Below are 19,566 nucleotides of genomic sequence, written 5' to 3'. Positions count from 1 at the left end.
GACCTCCCGTAATGGCTAAGCGATAGACGCGCTGCGCCTCGTGACGTGACCGTCTGGACAAAGATTGTACAGTATCGCTGAGCAGCCGATTCTGTGGTTTCGCTCAATGCATGCCGAGATCCACTCGAAAAACAGTACGGAACGCAAGCGCCTCTCAAAGGTTGTTGATCAGACAACAACCGGCAGAGGGGCTGGAAATGATCGATCCACTCAGAACCGACCACATCTTTCAGCGTGCGCATGCGCTGGCGGAAAGCGGTAGCCATGGCAGTCCGGCCATCATCATCGCCACGTTGGTTGCCGAGGGCTATCCGGAGGCGACCGAGTTGTTGAACTCCGACAATATCCGCGCCGACCTCAGCCGCGTCTGTGAAGCCGCCGCCAACGGGCGACCAGCCGCACTACATCGCACGCTTCGCCATTGACGCGGCCGTGGATGGATTGTGTGGATTGGAATGGTGGGCGATGACGGGCTCGAACCGCCGACATCTTCGGTGTAAACGAAGCGCTCTACCAACTGAGCTAATCGCCCGCTCCGGGCCGGACCTTTAAGCGGTCGGGGTCGGCTTCGCAAGGCCAAATGAGCTGAGGATGCCCTGGTTGGAGGCTGGTTTTGCCAACAAAACGCCGGCTGTCAAAAAACCTTCTCCTGTTTGCTGTTATGCTGTCTTGCCGCGCTTGACACCCGGTGGCGAACCCCTTATCCAGCGGCCCAACGACGAACACGGCTGACACGTGCTCGTCAATGCGCGGGTGTAGCTCAGTTGGTTAGAGTGCCGGCCTGTCACGCCGGAGGTCGCGGGTTCGAGCCCCGTCACTCGCGCCATTTCTCCTTGGGGTATCAAGCCCTTGGCTTCGGAGAAATGTCGACGTTGATTGTCAAAAATTGTCATCTTGGATGAAGTAACTCAGATCGTTTCGATCTGAGTTCAATCCTCGTGTATCGGCCCAAGGACTTGCTCGTGGGTTGGGTCAAAAGACAAACAGCGTTCTCAGAGTCGGATCTACGCAGCCGGCTCCCACCTGCAATCTTCATCTCGAGACGGCATCAACCCCTGGCCAGCAGGGCCTCGACCTCCTGCAGCGTCGGCATCGACGGCGCAGTGCCGGGCCTCGTCACCGAAATGCCGGCGACCGCGCAGGCGAAACGCACCGCCTGCAGAGGCTCGACACCTCGCGACAGAGCCGCGGCAAGGCCGCCATTGAAGGCGTCGCCCGCGCCTGTCGTTTCGACCACGGGGCCTGCATCGACCACGCCGACATGCTCGGAACGATCCGCCGCGTGCAGCAGCGCGCCTTTTTCGCCGAGCGTCACGATGACGGTGCCGACGCCCTTTGCGAGCAGGCTGTCGGCGGCGCGGCGGGCGTCATCGATGGAGGAGACCTTGATGCCGGTCAGTTCCTCGGCCTCTGTCTCGTTGGGCGTTAGATAGTCGCAAAGCGCGTAGATGCGGTCGGGAAGCGTTGCCGCCGGGGCCGGGTTGAGGATGGTCGTCACCCCTGCCCCGCGCGCGATCTCCAGCGCCCGCAGTGCGGCTTCGATCGGCTGCTCGAGCTGGGTGACAAAGACGCCCGCCGAGCCGATCAGACCGGCATGGGCGTCGATATCGGCCGGCGAAATCAACATCGCCGCGCCGGGGCTGACGATGATGGCGTTGTTGCCGGTCGTCTCCTCGACGAAGATGTAGGCCGCACCCGTATAGCTTTCCGGCGTGTCGATGACGGCGCTCTTCACGCCAGCCTGCGCCCAGGTCTGCCTCGCCATGTCGGCGAAAGGATCGACGCCGAGGCGGGTGAGGAAGGTGACATCGGCGCCAAGCTTGCCGGCGGCGACAGCCTGGTTCGAGCCCTTGCCGCCCGGTCCCAGCTTGAACGAATTGCCGAGAATCGTCTCACCGATACGCGGCTGGCGCTGCGCCCTGTAGGCGGTGTCGGCGACGAACACACCCAATATGACGACAGGCTTCATGACGATCAGCTTGCTCGAGGCCATGCTGCTACGCCGCGTCCGGCGGCACGACGCCCTTGCGGAAGGCGAAGCAGCCGTAGAAGCGCCGCTCGCCGGTCTGGATGACGCAATAGGCCTGTTTGGCGCGTTCGTAGAAGGCGTAGCGCTCAACCGCCATCATCGGCCACGACTTGCCCTCCGCCTTGTCGATTTCCTTCTGCACTTCCCTCTGTACAGGCGGGATCTCGTCCGGCTTGCCGACAATCTCCATGCGCGCTGCGGAATCGTCTACGAACGTGTCCAGCGGGTAAAGCGACAGCACCGCCTTGACCACCTCGGCAGCCGGCGCATCGATGCGCAGCAGGCGGCCGAGCGCCGTCTGGCGCGCCACCGAATCGGCTGGAAAATTGGTGTCGGCGATGATCAAATCATCGCCATGGCCCATCGCCCGCAATGCCTGCAGCACATCGGCATTGAGCAGCGGATTGATCCCTTTGAGCATGGTTTCCTCTAGAAGTCCGTTTGAGATCAGAGACGCGTGCCGGTCTCGGCGTCGAAAAGATGGATCTGGTCGAGCCGCGGCTTCAGGGTGAGCGTATCGCCGGGCTTGAAGTCGTGGCGCTCGCGAAACAGCGCCACCATCTCGCCGTCGCCGAAGCGCAGGAAGACCAGCGTTTCCGAGCCGGTCGGCTCGACCACCGAAATCCTGGCCGACACGCCATCGGGATGGATCTCGAGATGCTCCGGCCGCACGCCGTAGACGACGGCCTGGCCGTCCCGTGCGGCATTGTCTGATGCAATCGGGAACACTGTTCCGGCAATGTGGACACCGGCCTTGTCGCCCTTGCGCATGGTGCCCTTGAGCAGGTTCATTGACGGCGAACCTATGAAGCCGGCGACAAAAAGGTTGGCCGGCCGGTCGAACAGGTCCAGCGGCGCGCCGACCTGCTCGATGCGGCCGTCGCGCATGACGACGATCTTGTCGGCCATGGTCATCGCCTCGATCTGGTCGTGGGTGACATAGATGGTGGTGGTCTTCAGCCGCTGGTGCAGTTCCTTGATCTCGGTGCGCATCTGCACGCGCAGCTTGGCGTCGAGGTTGGACAGCGGCTCGTCGAAGAGGAACACCTGCGGATTGCGCACGATGGCGCGCCCCATGGCTACGCGCTGCCGCTGACCGCCGGAGAGCTGCCTTGGATAGCGCTTCAAATAGGGATTGAGGTCGAGGATGTCGGCGGCGCGCTTGACCCGCTCGGCGACCACGGCCGGATCGGTTTTCCGCAGTTTCAGGGCAAAGGCCATGTTCTGCTCGACCGTCTTGTGCGGATAGAGCGCATAGTTCTGGAACACCATGGCGATGTCGCGCTTGGCCGGCGGCAAATGATTGACGACGCGGTCGCCGATGGCGATGGTGCCGCCGGAGACGGTCTCCAGCCCGGCCACCATTCTGAGCAGCGTGGACTTGCCGCAACCCGAAGGACCGACCAGCACGACGAACTGCCCGTCGGCGATGTCGACGCTGACTTCGTGCAGAACCTTGACGGTTCCAAACGCCTTGGCCACCTTGCTGATCGAGACTTGAGCCATATCTCCCCCATCGGCTCTGCTGGCCGTAGGCGCAGAAGCTAACCAACGTGACCTGTCAGGGCAAGTCAGTCTCTTATAGATAAAAACCTGTTCTCGTTGACACGGCGTTTGGTTGTGAGAATAGTGGCGGGTGCCAATCGGAATGTCGGCACTCTACCCGATAATCGGAACTCGAGGCGACGCAGATTGGGGTCCTGCGTTTCCGTTTTGATCAAGGCCAGCATCCGACAGGGTTGGCATGCCATTTCACCACTGATGTTCTGGGAGGAATATTCGATGAGAGTAGGTATTTATGACCAGCTAATGGCGATGCAGGCCAGCCGGCGCCAAGTAATGAAAGGCGCCGCCGGCGCCGTCTCCGCGCTCGCGGCGAGCAGTGCTTTTGGCCTGTCGACGAGCCCAGCCCGTGCGGACAACCTCCGCTTGCAGATCATGAACGTCCCTGGCGCGGGCAATGGCTCCCCCACGGACGCCGACTGGCAGAAGGTCGGTGAGCTATGCCTCGGGCCGACCAAGGCCAATGTCCAGCCTGGCGAATTCAAGGGCGTCGAGTTTGCCTTCATGGGGCTCAACAACCAGAACCTGCACAACTTCCTGTTCCGTGGCTTCCTGAAGCCGTGGGAGGCCTATACCGGCGCGTCGATCAAATGGATCGATCTCGCCCAGGCCGACTACAATGCGCGCCTTCAGCAGTCCATCGCGACCGGCACGGTCGACTATGACATCATAGAGATGGGCGCTCCGTTCGAAGGCGACGTGTGCGGTCGGGGGCTCGCCTCGGAAATGCCCGACTGGGTCAAGAAGCAGGTCGAGTTCGATGATTACGTCGACTATTTAAAACCGCCGGTCGGCACGTGGAACGGCAAGATCTATCGCACCTGTATCGACAGCGACTGCCACACGATCAACTTCCGCACCGACGTTTTTTCCGATGCCGAGCTCGCCAAGGCGTGGAAGGATGGCGGAGGGGCCGGAGAATGGGGCGTGCCGAAGACCTGGCAGCAGGTGCAGACCGTCACCAAGTTCCTCAAGGGCAAGAAAGTCGCGGGCAAGGACGTCTACGGCTATCTCGACGCGCCCAAGCCGTGGGGTGGTTTCTGCTTCTACTTCCTCTGCAGCCGCGCGACGGCCTACGCCAAATACCCCGGCAACAAGAACTGGCTGTTTGACGAGAATATGAAGCCGCAAGTCAACAATCCAGCTTTCGTGCGGGCGATCCAGGACGTGATCGACGCCCTTCCATACGAGCCGGCCGATCAGTTGAACGCCGACCCGGGCACGACGGGATTCCAGCAGTTCCTCGTCGGCACAGGCTCGCTGCTGTCGTGGTGGGGCGATATCGGCACCGTCGCGAAAACCAGCGATACGGCGGTCATCGGTGACGCCCTCGACTTCGACATCCTGCCTAGCTCCGATGACGTCTACAACATCAAGACGAAGCAATGGGAGAAACTCGCCAGCGGTCCCAACCAGGCGCCGAATATGGCCTATCTTGGCTGGGGCATTTATGTGATGGCGCGTGTCGATAGCGACCCCAAAAGGCACAAGGCCGCTTGGAGCGCCGCCGCGCACCTCGGCGGCAAGGACCTGTCGCTGTGGACGGCCGCCTACCCCTCTGGCTTCCAGCCTTACCGCAAGAGCCACACCAACATGGACGAATGGGTGGCGGCTGGATACGATCGCAAATACATCACATCTTACATGAAGTCGCAGTCAACCTCCTACAACCACCCCAATTCGGCGATCGAGCCGCGCATTCCGGGCATCTTCCAGTATTACAGCGTCGCGGAAGACGAGTTGACGAAAGTCTTCGCCGGCAAGGAAACAGCCCAGCAAGGGGCCGACAACATCGCGGCGGCCTGGGAAAAGCTGACAGACAAGCTCGGCCGAGAGCAGCAGGTCAAATACTACAGGATCGCGATGGGCCTATAGGCCCCTCGGCAGATAATCCGACCCTCAAGATGGCCCGTCCGCTGCATATTGAACGTCGCTGCGGACGGGGTGTAGGAGCGTGAGAGGGCTGTGTTTGCAGACCATATGATCGTTGAGGCAGACGGGAAGAATCAGTGACCGGGGGCAAGCTGGAATCGGCGCACGAGGAACTCGCGGAGGGATGGGTTTCCCTCGGCCGGTGGATGTTCCGGCTGGCGTCCCTGCTTCTGGTCGCCATGACGGCGTTGGAGGTTCTCGATTCTGCTGGCGTACTCAATATCGGCTTTGTGAACTGGCGGCCGGTTTTGTATATGTTCTTGCTGTGGGGCATCGCGCTCGCGGCGAGTCAGATTCTGGCGCGCGGCGAGATCGGCCAGCAGACGCTATTCCTGCTGCCAGCTCTGCTATTCACCGCGGCGATGGTGATCTTCCCGACCGTATTTGGGATCTATATCGCCCTTACCGACTGGAACCTGAACGCGCAGTCGGGCCACCACTTCAACGGCCTCGACAATCTGCGGACTCTGCTGAGCGACTCTTATTTCTGGAATGCGCTCGGCAATATGGTGTTCTATGTACTAACCGTTATCGCCCAATATGCGATCGCCTTCGCACTGGCCCTGCTTCTCAACGCCGATATTCGCGCTCGGAAGTTCTTCCGCATCGCTTTCCTCATGCCCTTCATGTTGAGCCCGGTCGCGGTCAGTTGGATGATCGGCAAGTCGATCATGGAGAACCGTTTCGGCCCCGCGGCGACGTTCGCCCGATATGTCGGTTGGGAAAACCCGGCCTTTTTCACGTCGCCCTGGATCGCCAGGACGAGCATCATTGTGATGGACAGCTGGGTATGGATTCCGTTCATCTTGACCATGCTGCTCGCCGGACTGCAGGCCCTGCCGACCGACTTGAAGGAAGCTGCAAAGGTCGACGGCGCCAATCGCTGGCAATCGTTTTGGGAGGTCACTTTTCCTTTGATGCTGCCGGTGAGCGTGACAGCTATCGTGCTCAGAATCATATTCGAATTGAAGCTCGCCGACATCGTCATCAATGTGACTGCGGGCGGCCCGGGTGGCGCGACCGACACCATTTCTAGCTTTATCTACCGCGAGTATCGAGACCGCTCGAACGTGGGCTATGCCACAATGGTGGCTGAGGTCTATCTCGTTATAATCATCGTGTTCGTTACGCTGCTGCTGAAAGCCGTAAGCCGGTTTATGCAAAAAATGACCTAGGGTCAGGACCCAATGCCGCGTGAAGAAGGGACGGATAACTTGGCCGCTGAAGTTACCGACGGCGCCTCTCGACAAGATCGGTCGCTGGAATCATCCTACGCGGGCGCTGCAACGCGTGTGGGCGAACGCCTGCTCATCTACGGCGCACTTGCGCTTTGGACCTTCATCGCGTTGTTTCCGATCTATTGGACGCTGTCGACATCCTTCAAGATCGGCAGGGACGTGACACAAGGTCATCTTGTTCCCTGGCTCGATTTCGCTCCGAGTTGGAAGGGATGGCAATCATTGGGGCTCTCGCCCGACACCATCTTTGAGACCTCAACCGTTCGGGACGAGTTCCTAAAACGTTTCCTCAACAGCGCCATCGCCTCGATTGGCGCTTCGGCCCTGGCCGTGACAATTGGCTCGCTCGCCGCCTACGGGCTCAGCCGTTTCGAATACAAATTCGGACGCTGGGGCAACAAAGACATCTCGTTTTTTTTCCTCTCACAACTCATCCTGCCGCCCGTGGTCCTCGCGATGCCTTTCCTTGTTCTCTACAAGGAACTGGCACTGCTCGACACAAGGATCGGTCTCATCCTCGTTTACACGCTCATGGTGCTGCCGATCGTGATCTGGGTGATGCGCGATCAGTTTGACACGATCCCAACCGAGATCGAGCAGGCCGCGCTCGTTGACGGCTGTTCGATCTGGGGCGCATTTTTCCGGATCGTCCTGCCAATTGCACTTCCCGGCGTGGTCGCTGCCTTCATCCTATCGATCGTTCTGTGCTGGAACGAGTATTTCTTCGCCTCGCTGCTAACCAGCTTTGACGCCCAGACGCTGCCTGTCATGGTGGCGAGCCAGACCGGATCGCAAGGAATCAACTGGTGGTCGATGGCCGCATTGTCCACCGCAGCGATTGCGCCTCTCATGTTGATCGGCATCTTCCTCGAGCGCTACATCGTCATGGGCTTGACGGCGGGCGCGGTGAAGTAGCCATGGCGAGCAGATATTGGTTCGCGCGCACCATCCGCGTTGGCCACAAGGGCTACGACCGCTATGGCAAGGGCGTCATTCCGATCGCCTGGCAGGGACGAGCTGTCATCGCCGACTTTGTGGTGGCTATGGTGGCAGGTGGCCTGTCCATGCTGCTGATCGCGCTCTACACCAAGGCGTTTCCGCTCGGCATCACACTCTTTGTCATACTCGCCATCGCCGGCGGCGGCACGTTCATCTGGGCCGTGGCAACCAAAAGCGATCCGGACAAGTCGATCGCCGACTATCGGGCGGAGCGGCGGACAAACACGGGTTAGGCTCTGAGGATCGCGCGCAGGTGATCCATGATCATCGCGACGCCCTTTTGCCCGAACTCGGCCGAAGCCTCCTTGGCGGTCGCCGTATACCAGCTCTTGTTGTCGTCGAAATGACCGGCATCGACAGCCTCCGGGCATAGCGCCAGCATCAGCGAGGTCTCGCCGATGCCGGCATGATCGAACGGATACTTGCCGTTCATGGCGGCCGACATCAGCGGATGCACCTGCACCCAGTTGAAGAAATTCTCACCCGTGGCGTGTCCGGAATAGTAGTCGGCCATCGCCTGCGAGCCCCACCAGCCCTCGCCGCGCTGCTTCTCGAGGAAGCGGAAGATCGCCTGGCGGCCGGCGGTCTTGAAGGCGAGATCGGTCGGCATGCCGGCGGCAAAGTTCTCGGTCTGGTGGTGGATGATGGCGTGGATGTTGCGAAAACCGATGCGCAGCAGGCTATGGAACAGCTCTTCCGCGAACGGCGCCAGTTGATTGCCGCCGACCTGCACCGAGCCGCTGCCTTCCGGCGCAGCCACCGCGTAGCTTGCGGCGCCATAATAGAAGGGCGGCAGGATGACGATGTCTCTCTCCTTCTCGAACAACTCCAGCGTCTTGATGACGGCCAGCGTGTCCATGCCGACGGCCATGTGCTCGCCATGGTATTCGAGCACGCCGAGCGGCAATGCGACCGGCCAGTTTTCGGCGATCGCCTTGCGGATCTGGTGTGGCAGCATCAATTCATAGCGCATGATCTATTCCATGTTGGTGTGGCGGGCGCGCATCGCTTCGGGCGACGCGTCGATCAATTCCCTGAGCTTCAGCACCATCACCTCGAACAGCAGGAACAGCGCGCCTTCGAACACCGAGCCCATCGGCAGCACCGATGTCTTCTGCGAGCCCTGGTCGTTGGCCATGGTCTGCGCCGGGATGAGCAGCGTGAAATCAGCCTGTCTTGCCGCGCTGCTTTCAGCCTGAGCGGTCAGCAGCAGATTGGTTGCGCCGGAATCATGCGCGATCCTCATCAAGGTGAGCACGGTCGAGGTTTCGCCAGGACCGGAGCTGACGAGGAAAACATCCCCCTGCCCCAGCGGCGGCGTGGTCATGTCGCCGACCACCGAGACAGGCAGGCCGAGATGATAAAGCCGCATGGCAAAGCCCTTGACCTGCAAGGCTTCACGGCCGCAGCCATAGACAACGATCTGTTTGGCTCCCGCCAGCAGCTTGCAAGCGGTATCGATACGGCTCTCGTCGACGCGCGTCAGCACGCCGCCGAGTTCGCCAAGCGCGGTCGAGAACAGGTTTTCATTGTTGTCGCTCACGCCAAACCTGCCATCGAAATCATCCCGGGATTGTCGCTTTCGCTGCCACGAACGGCTTGATTTCGTTCATGCTATCAACCGCGAAAATGCGTGTCCAACGCGCAGCGACGCTTTTGCCGGGCCACAGGCATGATAGTGTCATGTCAGACAAATCAAGTGAGGCGACGGCAGGATATGAAGACACGGCATTTCGACCGCAACGGCAATGGCGGCATCACTTTCACCGAGCTCGGCTTCGGCACGGCGCCGCTCGGCAATCTCTACCGTGCCGTCTCGGACGAGGATGCCAACGCCACGCTGGAGGCCGCCTGGGCGACCGGCTGCCGCTACTACGACACCGCGCCGCTGTACGGGCTCGGCCTGTCGGAAACGCGGCTCAATCCGTTCCTGCGCGGCAGGAAGCGCGACGACTATATGCTGTCGAGCAAGGTCGGCCGCATCATGCGCGCCTGTCCGCCGGAAGAGCGCACCGGCATCGGCAAGTTCTTCGACACGCCAACACGGCGCGAGGTGTACGACTACAGCTATGACGGCGTCATGCGCTCGTTCGAAGCCTCGCTCGAGCGTCTCGGCGTCGACCGCATCGACATTCTCTTCGTGCATGATGTCGACATCTTCACCCATGGCAGCAAGGAGGCGTCCGACCGGCGCATCGAGGAGTTCATGCGCTCGGGCTATTACGGGCTGCTGTCCCTGCGCGACCAGGGCGTGATCAAGGCGTTCGGTGGCGGCATCAACGAGTGGCAGGTGGCGCAGACGCTGGCCGAGCGCGGCGACTTCGACCTGTTCCTGCTTGCCGGACGCTATACGCTGCTGGAACAGGAGGCGCTGGCATCCTTCCTGCCGCTCTGCCAGGCGCGCGGCATCGGCATCGTTCTCGGCGGCCCCTACAATTCCGGCATCCTGGCAACCGGGCCGAAGCCGGGCGCCTACTACAACTACACCGAAGCGCCCAAGGACATCCTCGACCGGGTCGCCGGCATCGAGAGCGTCTGCAAACGCCATGGCGTGCGGCTGATCGAGGCGGCGTTGCAATTCCCGCTGCTGCACCCCGCGGTCGTCTCGGTGATCCCCGGCGGCCAGCGGCCGAGCGAAGTCGAGAGCAACCGCTCGCTGCTCGATGCGAAACTGCCGGCAGCGCTTTGGGCCGATCTGAAGAAGGAAGGCCTGATGCGCTCCGACGCACCGACTGCGTAAGTCGTCCCTCGGAGCCCGTATGCGCCGGCGTCGGATGCAAAAAAGAAAGCCGGGCAAGCCCGGCTTTTCTGGCCGCATGTACGTGCGTAGGGCACAAAAAAGAAAAGCCGGGCCAGCCCGGCTTTTCTGGTCTCTCTGAAAGAAAAAGGCGCTTAGTTGACTGCGTCCTTGAGGCCCTTGCCGGCCGAGAATTTCGGCACGGTGCGTGCAGGGATCTGCACTTCGGCGCCGGTCTGCGGGTTGCGGCCGGTCGAAGCCGCACGCTTCGACACGGTGAAATTGCCAAAGCCGACAAGCCGGACATCGCCGCCCTTCTTCAGTTCGCCGGTGATGGCGGAAAATACCGCATCGACCGCCGACTGCGCGTCACCCTTCGAAATGCTCGCGGCGTCGGCGACAGCGGACACCAGTTCGTTCTTGTTCATAAAAATTCCCTTCCATGAGAACACCGGAACTAACGACTCATCCGGCAGGAAACGGACTTTAGAAAGAAGCGTTCCCGCAACCAAGTCGAAAAGGCAGGAAAAAAGCGGAAAAAGCCCGGAAATGCTGGGTTCTTCACATGAAAAAGCCGGGCGCGAAGCCCGGCTCTCTGTTTTGTGCGCTGCAACTTTAGCAGAAACTTACGCATGGCCCCGAAAACCGTAGTCGGTTTTCGGGGCCATGCGTAAGTCTAAAGTGTTAGAGCGTCCTTTGCGCGTCCAAGTGGACGCGCGGCGCTCTAATGCGCAAGCGTCTTGCCGGCATCGTCCGCGCTGTCCGTCGTGACCGGAGCATTGACCGGTTCGACCCACTCGATCGGCTCAGGCATACGCACCAGTGCATGGCGCAACACCTCACCGACCCGTCCGACCGGAATGATCTCCATGCCGTTCTTCACGTTGTCCGGAATCTCCGCCAGGTCCTTGGCGTTGTCTTCCGGGATCAGCACCTTCTTGATGCCGCCGCGCAATGCGGCCAGCAGCTTCTCCTTCAGGCCGCCGATCGGCAGCACCCTGCCGCGCAGCGTGATCTCGCCGGTCATCGCCACATCCGCCTTGACCGGAATGCCGGTCAGCACGGAGACGATCGCGGTCGCCATCGCCACGCCAGCCGACGGTCCATCCTTGGGCGTCGCACCTTCCGGCACGTGCACGTGGATGTCACGCTTGTCGAACAGCGGCGGCTCGATGCCGAAATCGACGGCGCGCGAGCGGACATAGGAGGCCGCCGCCGAAATCGATTCCTTCATCACGTCGCGCAGATTGCCGGTCACCGTCATACGGCCCTTGCCGGGCATCATGACGCCTTCGACCGTCAGCAGCTCGCCGCCGACTTCCGTCCAGGCAAGCCCGGTAACGACGCCGACCTGATCGTCAGCCTCGACCTGACCGAAGCGGAAGCGCGGAACACCGAGGTAGTCGGCGAGGTTCGCCGCCGTGATGTTCACCGTCTTCGTTTTCGTCTTCAGGATCTCGGTCACCGCCTTGCGCCCGAGCTTCATCAGATCGCGCTCCAGGCTTCTGACACCCGCTTCACGGGTATAGGTCTGGATGATGGCGCGGATCGCGTCCTCGCCGACGGAGAACTCCTTCGGCTGCAGAGCATGGTCGCGCACCACCTTCGGCATCAGGTGCCGCTTGGCGATTTCGATCTTCTCGTCCTCGGTGTAGCCGGCGATACGGATGATCTCCATGCGGTCCATCAAGGGCGCAGGGATGTTCAGCGTGTTCGCCGTCGTCACGAACATCACGCTCGACAGGTCGTATTCGACCTCGAGGTAATGGTCCATGAACGTCGAGTTCTGTTCGGGATCGAGCACCTCGAGCAGCGCCGACGACGGATCGCCACGGAAGTCCTGGCCCATCTTGTCGATCTCGTCGAGCAGGAAGAGCGGGTTGGACTTCTTCGCCTTCTTCATCGACTGGATGACCTTGCCGGGCATCGAGCCGATATAGGTGCGCCGATGGCCACGGATCTCGGCTTCGTCACGCACGCCGCCCAGCGCCATGCGGATGAATTCGCGACCGGTCGCCTTGGCGATCGACTTGCCGAGCGATGTCTTGCCGACGCCGGGAGGGCCGACGAGGCACAGGATCGGCCCCTTCAGCTTCTTCTGGCGGCTTTGCACGGCAAGGTACTCGACGATGCGGTCCTTGACCTTGTCGAGGCCGAAATGGTCGGTGTCGAGCACGTTCTGCGCGAAGGCCAGGTCCTGCTTGACCTTGGAGTTCTTGCCCCACGGGATCGACAGGATCCAGTCGAGATAGTTGCGCACGACGGTCGATTCAGCCGACATCGGCGACATCGTCCTGAGCTTCTTCAACTCGGCTTCCGCCTTTTCGCGGGCCTCCTTGGAGAGCTTGGTCTTCTTGATGCGCGCCTCGAGCTCGGCAGCTTCGTCGCGGCCGTCCTCGCCTTCGCCGAGCTCCTTCTGGATCGCCTTCATCTGCTCGTTGAGGTAGTATTCGCGCTGCGTCTTCTCCATCTGGCGCTTGACGCGCGAGCGGATGCGCTTCTCCACCTGCAGGACGGAGATTTCGGCTTCCATGAAGCCCATCGCCTTTTCCAGCCGCTCCTTGACCGAGAGCGTGGCCAGCATCTCCTGCTTCTCAGGAATCTTGATGGCGAGATGCGAAGCGACCGTGTCGGCGAGCTTGGAATAGTCGTCGATCTGGCTGGCAGCGCCCACCACTTCGGGCGAGATCTTCTTGTTCAGCTTGACGTAGTTCTCGAAGTCGGTGACGACCGAACGAGCCAGCGCCTCGACCTCGACCTCTTCTTCTTCCGGTTCGACCAGCGCCGTGGCGCGGGCCTCGTGGAAGTCGGGACGGTCGGTGAACGAGACGATTTTCGCACGCGAGGCGCCTTCGACAAGGACCTTGACGGTGCCGTCGGGCAGCTTCAGCAATTGCAGCACATTGGCGAGCGTGCCGATGTCAAAGATGGCATCGGGCTCGGGATCGTCATCGGCGGCATTCATCTGGGTGGCAAGCAGGATCTGCTTTTCCTGACCCATCACCTCTTCCAGCGCCTTGATCGACTTTTCACGCCCGACGAAGAGCGGAACGATCATGTGCGGGAACACCACGATGTCGCGCAGCGGGAGGACTGCGAAGACGCCGTCGCTGGGAGCCTTGGATATTTTGGCCATTGTCCAACCTTTCATGTCGCGGCCACCAGTCGGCCAACCGCGAATCTCATATTAACGACCGGGGATCGTTCCGCCTACCACCGTTTGTGACGGGAGTTTTACAGCACAGAAATCGGGCACCTCGGCCTTCTCCAATTAGTTGGATGCACGATCCACAAAGATCAAGGGGCAGGTACAAATCCGCCCCTCCAACTTGCCCTTGAGTGACAGATTTGCGACGGCAAGACCGGGCGCACCCGCAAAACCCCCGACGACAGCAAAACGGCGCCTTGCGGCGCCGTTTCAGAATTCCGCTGCGGGCTCATGTCAGGCGCTGACATTGCCCTTCTTTTCCTTCTGCTCGGAATAGATGTAGAGCGGCCGGGCACTGCCGGTCACCACCTCTTCCGAGATCACCACCTCGCGCACGCCTTCGAGCGCGGGAAGTTCGAACATCGTGTCGAGCAGGATCGCTTCCATGATCGAGCGCAGGCCGCGCGCGCCGGTCTTGCGCTCGATGGCGCGCTTGGCGATCGCCGACAGGGCGTTCTCGTGGAAGGTCAGGTCGACATTCTCCATCTCGAACAGCCGCTGATACTGCTTGACCAAGGCGTTCTTCGGCTCGGTCAGGATCTGGATCAGCGCCGGCTCATCGAGATCCTCCAGTGTGGCTAGAACCGGCAGACGGCCGACAAATTCGGGGATAAGACCGAATTTCAACAGATCCTCAGGCTCGACCAGGCGGAAAACATCGCCGGTGCGGCGATCCTCGGGCGAAGCGACGATGGCGCCGAAGCCGATCGAGGTTTTTCTGCCGCGATCCGAGATGATCTTGTCCAGCCCGGCAAAGGCACCGCCGCAGATGAACAGGATGTTGGCGGTGTCGACCTGCAGGAATTCCTGCTGCGGATGCTTCCTGCCGCCCTGCGGCGGCACCGAGGCGACCGTGCCTTCCATGATCTTCAAGAGCGCCTGCTGCACGCCCTCGCCCGACACGTCGCGGGTGATCGAGGGATTGTCGGACTTGCGCGAAATCTTGTCGATCTCGTCGATGTAGACGATGCCGCGCTGCGCCCGCTCGACATTGTAGTCGGCCGACTGCAACAGCTTGAGGATGATGTTTTCGACGTCCTCGCCGACATAACCGGCTTCGGTCAGCGTCGTCGCGTCAGCCATGGTAAAGGGCACGTCGATGATACGGGCCAGCGTCTGTGCCAGCAGCGTCTTGCCGCAACCGGTCGGGCCGATCAGCAGGATGTTCGACTTCGCCAGCTCGACATCGTTGTTCTTGCCGGCATGCGCGAGGCGCTTGTAGTGGTTGTGGACGGCCACCGACAGCACGCGCTTGGCGTAAGGCTGGCCGATGACATAGTCGTCGAGAACCTTGAGGATCTCCTGCGGTGTCGGCACGCCCTCGCGCGACTTCACCATCGAGGTCTTGTTCTCCTCGCGGATGATGTCCATGCAGAGTTCGACGCACTCGTCGCAGATGAAGACCGTCGGACCGGCGATCAGCTTGCGCACTTCGTGCTGGCTTTTGCCGCAAAACGAGCAGTAAAGCGTGTTCTTGGAATCGCCGCTGTTGTTGCCGACCTTGCTCATTTTCATGTCCTTTCATGGCCGCCCGCCGATGGTCTGGCTGAAAGGGCGCATACTCTATCTATCGCGGGAATCCGCCGCCGCCAGTCTCCCGGCTTCCCGCAACGCATTCCGTACGAAACACAAATCAGAAAACGTGGCAATGATTCGCGACAGCCCCGCATAAAGCTAAGCCGCCGAAACTCAACATAGCCTTAACGTAGGCAATCCTGTCCGCCGAGGGAACAGCCAATTGTGGCCGAAATGCCGCAGGACACGCCAAAAGCGCGTGATGCCGCCATCCAACTGCCACCTGGCCCTTATGCCACAGCGCTTTCAGCCGGCTCGCGCGACGAAATGACCTTGTCGATGAGGCCGAAATCCCTGGCTTCGTCGGCGGTCATGAAATGGTCGCGGTCGAGCGTCCTCTCGATCTCTTCGTAGCTCTTGCCGGTGTGCTTGACGTAGACCTCGTTGAGGCGACGCTTCAGCTTGATGATGTCCTGGGCATGGCGCTCGATGTCGGAAGCCTGGCCCTGGAAGCCGCCGGACGGCTGGTGAACCATGATGCGGGCGTTCGGCGTGGCGAAGCGCATGTCCTTGTGGCCGGCGGTCAGAAGCAGCGAGCCCATCGAGGCCGCCTGGCCGATGCAGAGCGTCGACACGGCCGGCTTGATGAACTGCATGGTGTCGTAGATGGCCATGCCCGAGGTGACGACGCCGCCCGGCGAATTGATATAGAGGTTGATTTCCTTCTTCGGATTCTCGGCTTCGAGGAACAGAAGCTGCGCGCAGACCAGCGTCGCCATGCCGTCCTCGACCGGACCGGTGATGAAAATGATGCGCTCCTTGAGGAGGCGCGAGAAGATGTCGTAGGCCCGCTCGCCGCGATTGGTCTGTTCGACCACCATCGGAACGAGGTTCATGTAGGTTTCGACGGGGTTCTTCATTAGTTATCTCTTATCTCGCGGTGGGATTCCGGCGCCGGGAATGCTGGCGGATCGGGCAGAATCGGTTCTGGATCGTTATTGTGTAAATAGGATGCCGGCTCATCCTTGCGCAAGGCCGACCCGTCCTAGCCATCTGGGTAAGTCGAATCAAGGTTTCTAATCCGGGATTCGCAACAGTGGAGTGCTTCCGCCGGCCCGCCGCCTCACAGCTCCATTCCCTGAGTAGCAGTTTCTTAACCGCATCGCTTAACGAAATGCGGCAAATCCTCTTTTCCCCGGCGCCTGATCCCCTACAATCCAACGTTGAACGTCATTGTGCCGTTCAACAGGGGGAGTGTCATGTTCAGGAAAACCGCATGCTTCACCATTGCCGGGCTGACGATGCTCGGCACGATTTCGCAAACGGCGGCCGGCGGCCGCGCCGTCGAATGCTATGAACCCGTCCGCACACCGGCCGTCTATGATACCGTCTACGAAGACGTGCTGGTCAGCCCGCCCGGCCAGCAGGTCGACACTATCCCGGCCATTTATGGCACCCGCGAACGCGTGGTGATGACCGTTCCGGCCCAGGTCACCTACGAGGTCGTGCCCGCCGTCACCCGCACCGTCTACCGCACTGTCCAGGTCGATGACGGCGGCTACTCCTGGGAATGGCGTGTCATTCATGGCCGCAAGGTGCTGTGCAAGATCTGGCACAAGGCGCGCTACGGGCGCGTTGCCGAGACCGTGGTGATCCAGCCCGAACGCACGCGGCGCGTCGTCATCCCGGCACAGTACGACCGGATCGCCGAGGAGGTGCTGGTGCAGCCGGAGCAAAGGCGCATCATCGATGTTCCCGCCTCCTACCAGACGGTCGCGCGGCGCATGCTGGTCCGCGAAGGTTCGTCCGGCTGGCGGCGCGTGCATATTCCCAGGCACTGCCAGGATTAGGTCAAGCTCCGGCGACGTTCAGGCGACCTCCGCCCGCAGCCAGCGCTTCAGGCCGGCGATATCGCCATCACCAATGGCGGCCGCAACACGCCTGCCGACGGCGGCGCCGAACTTGTAGCCATGGCCGGAACAGGCCGAGACGATCAGGCACTTGTCCTTTTCATGCGCCATGAATTTCTCGTCGGCGGTGAAGGTATAGGCGCAAGTGACCACCTCGGTGACCTTGTACTCGTCAATACGGGCGATCGGCGGCGAAAACAGGTTGCGGATCGCCTCGCCCTCGCCGGCTACCGGGTCACGGTTCCAGTCGGCGTCGCTGGTCGGCACCCTATGCAGTCCGGAGCCGAATTTCATGCCGGCGCCGCCGGAGGGCGGGATCACGTAGCCATCGACCGCGCCGCCAACATCGAGGACGACCGGTGCCGCGTCCCAGGCCGCCTTGAGGTCGGCCGGCGGTTCGACGTAGGCAAGTGCGGTTCGATAGGTCTTCAGTTCGCCATCCAGTTCCGGAAACAGTTTCAGCACCCAGGCGCCGGCAGCGACGACGACGCGGTCAGCCTGCATCGTCTCGCCGCTTTCGAGCACGATGTGGCCAGCCTCGGCGTCGATCGCGGTGACCTTGCTGTGTTCGTAGACATTGGCGCCATTGGTCCGCAGCCATTTGGCGAGGCCGGACGCGATCTTGCGGCAATGCAGCGCGCCGCCTTCGGTCGAAAAATAGGCGTAGCGGAGCGAGCCGGCTTCAAGGAACGGCCAGCGTTCCGTGGCGGCGGCCGGCTCCAGCAATTCGAACGGGAAATTCCCCTCCTCCAGACCCTCGCGGTATTCCTCGGCCTCGTCGCCGGGCTCGCGCGAAATGCAGACAAATCCACGCGCATCGAGGTGGCTTTCGCCGAGATCGGCCCACATCTCGTCCCAGGCCTGATAGGCTTCGGTGATCAGCCGGCCATAGCCGGTGCCGGCCCGGTAGGCGCGGCGGATGATGCGGTGATGGTCACCCGATGCGGCCAGCGGATTGGGGATCGGTCCCTGCTCGACGATGGAAACGCTGTGGCCAGCCTTGACCAGCGACCACGCCGTGGAGAGACCGGCAATACCCGCGCCGACAACGATCACATTCATCAGGTTAGTCTTTCCGCAGCCATATCGGCCGGCTCAACGCATTGGGCCGCCAACATTAGTTCACTGGCCGCAACATACGGTCTGGAATCGGGCTGGCAAGCCGCGCTATTGGTCTGGCATGACCAAATCGACACCACCCACCCTGGCCTTTGATCCAGCCACCCGTCACCTCAGGCTTGACCCGCACGAGCCTGCCTTCTTCCAGGATCCATACAAGGCCTATGCCTTTCTGCACGGCACATCGAATGCATTCTTCTGGGAAGAGTTCGGCATCTGGTGCTTTGGCGGCTTCGAAGACGTCAACCGGCTGCTGCGCGACCGCCGCTTCGGCCGCCAGAACCCGGCTGGCATTCCAGACAGTCGCGGCGTTGACCAGGACCGCAGCCATCTCAAGGCATTCGACGGCATCGAGGCCAATTCGATGCTGGAACTGGAGCCGCCGGTGCACACGCGGCTGAGAACGCTGGTCAACCGTGCCTTCGTTTCGCGCCAGGTAGAACGGTTGCGGCCGCGTGTCGAAGCGCTCGCCAACGAGTTGATCGACCGTTTCGACACGGGCGGAGCCGTCGACCTGCTGCCCGCCTTCGCGGCTCCCCTGCCGATCACCATCATTGCCGAAATGCTCGGCGTGCCGGTCGAGATGGGGCCACAGCTGCTCGGCTGGTCGCACCAGATGGTTGCCATGTACATGCATGGCCGCACACGCGAAACCGAGGAAACGGCCAACCGCGCCGCTGGCGAGTTTTCCGAATTCCTGCGTGGCTATGTCGCTGAGAGGCGCAGGCACCCCGGCGACGACCTGCTGTCGCTGCTGATCTCGGCGCAGGAGGACGGCCAGAAACTGTCGGAAGACGAGATGGTGTCCTCGGCGATCCTGCTGCTCAATGCCGGCCACGAAGCGACCGTGCATCAGACCGGCAATGCCGTGCGCTCGATCCTGGCGCAAGGCGGCGACCCGCGCCGCTTCTTCGGCTCACCCGAAGCGACCGCTGCGACAGTCGAGGAATGCCTGCGCTTCGACGCGCCGCTGCACATGTTCACGCGCTACGCCTATCAGGAAGTCGAAATCGTCCCCGGTATCGTCGTGCGGCCGGGCCAGACGATCGGGCTGCTGCTTGGCATGGCCAATCATGATCCGCGCGCCTTCACTGATCCGCTCGCCTTCAACCCGGATCGTGCGGACCAGAAGAACGTGTCCTTCGGCGCCGGCATTCATTTCTGCATCGGCGCGCCGCTGGCCCGGCTCGAACTGCAGGTGTCGCTGAAAACCTTGTTCAACCGGCACCCAAAGCTCCATCTTGCCGAACAGCCGCGCTTCCGCGACACTTACCACTTCCATGGGCTGGAAACGCTCGCCGTCAGCTTCTGACGAT

At 61.5% G+C, this 19,566-nt stretch carries 18 protein-coding genes and 2 tRNA genes; 9 read left to right on the top strand and 11 right to left on the bottom strand.

Annotated features, from left to right (window positions below):
• Positions 1-197: 197 nt before the first annotated feature.
• On the top strand, positions 198-425 hold the full coding sequence (locus BPNPMPFG_RS02285; RefSeq protein WP_258593062.1) for a hypothetical protein: 228 nt from the start codon (positions 198-200) through the stop codon (positions 423-425).
• Between the two features lie 31 nt (positions 426-456).
• Here BPNPMPFG_RS02285 and BPNPMPFG_RS02280 read toward each other — a convergent pair.
• A tRNA-Val gene (locus tag BPNPMPFG_RS02280) sits at positions 457-532 on the bottom strand.
• Between the two features lie 217 nt (positions 533-749).
• Here BPNPMPFG_RS02280 and BPNPMPFG_RS02275 point away from each other — a divergent pair.
• A tRNA-Asp gene (locus BPNPMPFG_RS02275) sits at positions 750-826 on the top strand.
• Positions 827-1,048: 222 nt separating this feature from the next.
• Here the strand turns inward: BPNPMPFG_RS02275 and rbsK are convergent.
• The 3 genes from rbsK to BPNPMPFG_RS02260 are packed head-to-tail and all read right to left on the bottom strand — an operon-like array spanning position 1,049 to position 3,535.
• Entirely contained in the window at positions 1,049-1,993 is a 945-nt protein-coding gene (gene rbsK, locus BPNPMPFG_RS02270; protein WP_258593061.1) for a ribokinase, read from the bottom strand.
• Between the two features lie 4 nt (positions 1,994-1,997).
• Positions 1,998-2,450 (bottom strand): RbsD/FucU family protein, encoded by a 453-nt coding sequence (locus BPNPMPFG_RS02265; RefSeq protein WP_258593060.1) that lies wholly within the window; start codon positions 2,448-2,450, stop codon positions 1,998-2,000.
• 26 nt (positions 2,451-2,476) lie between these two features.
• Positions 2,477-3,535: an ABC transporter ATP-binding protein gene (locus BPNPMPFG_RS02260; RefSeq protein WP_258593059.1), complete on the bottom strand. Its 1,059-nt coding sequence runs from the start codon at positions 3,533-3,535 to the stop codon at positions 2,477-2,479.
• A 276-nt stretch (positions 3,536-3,811) separates the two neighbouring features.
• Here BPNPMPFG_RS02260 and BPNPMPFG_RS02255 point away from each other — a divergent pair, with 276 nt between their 5' ends.
• The 4 genes from BPNPMPFG_RS02255 (at position 3,812) to BPNPMPFG_RS02240 (ending at position 7,994) form a co-directional block, all read left to right on the top strand.
• A complete protein-coding gene (locus BPNPMPFG_RS02255; protein ID WP_258593058.1) occupies positions 3,812-5,467 on the top strand; it encodes an extracellular solute-binding protein in 1,656 nt (551 codons plus the stop codon).
• 203 nt (positions 5,468-5,670) lie between these two features.
• Positions 5,671-6,699, top strand: a complete 1,029-nt coding sequence (locus BPNPMPFG_RS02250; protein ID WP_258597036.1) for a carbohydrate ABC transporter permease — start codon at positions 5,671-5,673, stop codon at positions 6,697-6,699.
• Between the two features lie 12 nt (positions 6,700-6,711).
• On the top strand, positions 6,712-7,677 hold the full coding sequence (locus BPNPMPFG_RS02245; RefSeq protein WP_258593057.1) for a carbohydrate ABC transporter permease: 966 nt from the start codon (positions 6,712-6,714) through the stop codon (positions 7,675-7,677).
• A 2-nt stretch (positions 7,678-7,679) separates the two neighbouring features.
• Positions 7,680-7,994 (top strand): hypothetical protein, encoded by a 315-nt coding sequence (locus BPNPMPFG_RS02240; protein WP_258593056.1) that lies wholly within the window; start codon positions 7,680-7,682, stop codon positions 7,992-7,994.
• Here BPNPMPFG_RS02240 and BPNPMPFG_RS02235 read toward each other — a convergent pair.
• Positions 7,991-8,734, bottom strand: coding sequence for a creatininase family protein (locus BPNPMPFG_RS02235; RefSeq protein WP_258593055.1), 744 nt, complete (start codon positions 8,732-8,734; stop codon positions 7,991-7,993). The two genes, BPNPMPFG_RS02240 and BPNPMPFG_RS02235, sit on opposite strands and share 4 nt — an antisense overlap.
• A gap of 3 nt (positions 8,735-8,737) precedes the next feature.
• Positions 8,738-9,304 carry an SIS domain-containing protein gene (locus tag BPNPMPFG_RS02230; RefSeq protein WP_258593054.1) on the bottom strand — a complete coding sequence of 189 codons (567 nt, stop codon included), beginning with the start codon at positions 9,302-9,304 and terminating at the stop codon, positions 8,738-8,740.
• Positions 9,305-9,478: 174 nt separating this feature from the next.
• Between BPNPMPFG_RS02230 and BPNPMPFG_RS02225 the strand changes: the two genes are divergently transcribed.
• Positions 9,479-10,501, top strand: coding sequence for an aldo/keto reductase (locus BPNPMPFG_RS02225; RefSeq protein WP_258593053.1), 1,023 nt, complete (start codon positions 9,479-9,481; stop codon positions 10,499-10,501).
• Between the two features lie 152 nt (positions 10,502-10,653).
• On the opposite strand, the gene BPNPMPFG_RS02220 is transcribed toward BPNPMPFG_RS02225, so the two are convergent.
• The 4 genes from BPNPMPFG_RS02220 to clpP form a co-directional block, all read right to left on the bottom strand.
• A complete protein-coding gene (locus BPNPMPFG_RS02220) occupies positions 10,654-10,926 on the bottom strand; it encodes an HU family DNA-binding protein (protein WP_224569706.1) in 273 nt (90 codons plus the stop codon).
• Positions 10,927-11,222: 296 nt separating this feature from the next.
• Entirely contained in the window at positions 11,223-13,634 is a 2,412-nt protein-coding gene (gene lon, locus BPNPMPFG_RS02215) for an endopeptidase La (protein ID WP_258593052.1), read from the bottom strand.
• A gap of 306 nt (positions 13,635-13,940) precedes the next feature.
• On the bottom strand, positions 13,941-15,215 hold the full coding sequence (clpX, locus tag BPNPMPFG_RS02210; protein ID WP_023759839.1) for an ATP-dependent Clp protease ATP-binding subunit ClpX: 1,275 nt from the start codon (positions 15,213-15,215) through the stop codon (positions 13,941-13,943).
• A gap of 296 nt (positions 15,216-15,511) precedes the next feature.
• A complete protein-coding gene (gene clpP / locus BPNPMPFG_RS02205; RefSeq protein ID WP_258593051.1) occupies positions 15,512-16,141 on the bottom strand; it encodes an ATP-dependent Clp endopeptidase proteolytic subunit ClpP in 630 nt (209 codons plus the stop codon).
• Between the two features lie 339 nt (positions 16,142-16,480).
• On the opposite strand from clpP, the gene BPNPMPFG_RS02200 reads away from it, so the two are divergent.
• Positions 16,481-17,071 carry a hypothetical protein gene (locus tag BPNPMPFG_RS02200; RefSeq protein WP_258593050.1) on the top strand — a complete coding sequence of 197 codons (591 nt, stop codon included), beginning with the start codon at positions 16,481-16,483 and terminating at the stop codon, positions 17,069-17,071.
• Positions 17,072-17,089: 18 nt separating this feature from the next.
• Here the strand turns inward: BPNPMPFG_RS02200 and BPNPMPFG_RS02195 are convergent, their stop codons facing one another.
• Positions 17,090-18,193 (bottom strand): NAD(P)/FAD-dependent oxidoreductase, encoded by a 1,104-nt coding sequence (locus BPNPMPFG_RS02195; RefSeq protein ID WP_258593049.1) that lies wholly within the window; start codon positions 18,191-18,193, stop codon positions 17,090-17,092.
• 118 nt (positions 18,194-18,311) lie between these two features.
• On the opposite strand from BPNPMPFG_RS02195, the gene BPNPMPFG_RS02190 reads away from it, so the two are divergent.
• Positions 18,312-19,562 (top strand): cytochrome P450, encoded by a 1,251-nt coding sequence (locus tag BPNPMPFG_RS02190; protein WP_258593048.1) that lies wholly within the window; start codon positions 18,312-18,314, stop codon positions 19,560-19,562.
• The last annotated feature ends 4 nt before the right edge of the window (positions 19,563-19,566 follow it).

The sequence above is a fragment of the Mesorhizobium sp. AR07 genome, assembly GCF_024746815.1.
Lineage (GTDB): Bacteria > Pseudomonadota > Alphaproteobacteria > Rhizobiales > Rhizobiaceae > Mesorhizobium.
The sequence above is the reverse complement of the archived record's forward strand: the minus strand, read 5'-3'. Positions and strand labels throughout refer to the sequence as shown.

Excerpts from the sequence above, each read along its gene's own strand:
- BPNPMPFG_RS02285 (WP_258593062.1), top strand. The coding sequence starts at position 198 with ATGATCGATCCACTCAGAACCGACCACATCTTTCAGCGTGCGCATGCG.
- rbsK (WP_258593061.1), bottom strand. The coding sequence starts at position 1,993 with ATGGCCTCGAGCAAGCTGATCGTCATGAAGCCTGTCGTCATATTGGGT.
- BPNPMPFG_RS02265 (WP_258593060.1), bottom strand. The coding sequence starts at position 2,450 with ATGCTCAAAGGGATCAATCCGCTGCTCAATGCCGATGTGCTGCAGGCA.
- BPNPMPFG_RS02260 (WP_258593059.1), bottom strand. The coding sequence starts at position 3,535 with ATGGCTCAAGTCTCGATCAGCAAGGTGGCCAAGGCGTTTGGAACCGTC.
- BPNPMPFG_RS02255 (WP_258593058.1), top strand. The coding sequence starts at position 3,812 with ATGAGAGTAGGTATTTATGACCAGCTAATGGCGATGCAGGCCAGCCGG.
- BPNPMPFG_RS02250 (WP_258597036.1), top strand. The coding sequence starts at position 5,671 with ATGTTCCGGCTGGCGTCCCTGCTTCTGGTCGCCATGACGGCGTTGGAG.
- BPNPMPFG_RS02245 (WP_258593057.1), top strand. The coding sequence starts at position 6,712 with ATGCCGCGTGAAGAAGGGACGGATAACTTGGCCGCTGAAGTTACCGAC.
- BPNPMPFG_RS02240 (WP_258593056.1), top strand. The coding sequence starts at position 7,680 with ATGGCGAGCAGATATTGGTTCGCGCGCACCATCCGCGTTGGCCACAAG.
- BPNPMPFG_RS02235 (WP_258593055.1), bottom strand. The coding sequence starts at position 8,734 with ATGCGCTATGAATTGATGCTGCCACACCAGATCCGCAAGGCGATCGCC.
- BPNPMPFG_RS02225 (WP_258593053.1), top strand. The coding sequence starts at position 9,479 with ATGAAGACACGGCATTTCGACCGCAACGGCAATGGCGGCATCACTTTC.
- BPNPMPFG_RS02220 (WP_224569706.1), bottom strand. The coding sequence starts at position 10,926 with ATGAACAAGAACGAACTGGTGTCCGCTGTCGCCGACGCCGCGAGCATT.
- lon (WP_258593052.1), bottom strand. The coding sequence starts at position 13,634 with ATGGCCAAAATATCCAAGGCTCCCAGCGACGGCGTCTTCGCAGTCCTC.
- clpX (WP_023759839.1), bottom strand. The coding sequence starts at position 15,215 with ATGAGCAAGGTCGGCAACAACAGCGGCGATTCCAAGAACACGCTTTAC.
- clpP (WP_258593051.1), bottom strand. The coding sequence starts at position 16,141 with ATGAAGAACCCCGTCGAAACCTACATGAACCTCGTTCCGATGGTGGTC.
- BPNPMPFG_RS02200 (WP_258593050.1), top strand. The coding sequence starts at position 16,481 with ATGTTCAGGAAAACCGCATGCTTCACCATTGCCGGGCTGACGATGCTC.
- BPNPMPFG_RS02195 (WP_258593049.1), bottom strand. The coding sequence starts at position 18,193 with ATGAATGTGATCGTTGTCGGCGCGGGTATTGCCGGTCTCTCCACGGCG.
- BPNPMPFG_RS02190 (WP_258593048.1), top strand. The coding sequence starts at position 18,312 with ATGACCAAATCGACACCACCCACCCTGGCCTTTGATCCAGCCACCCGT.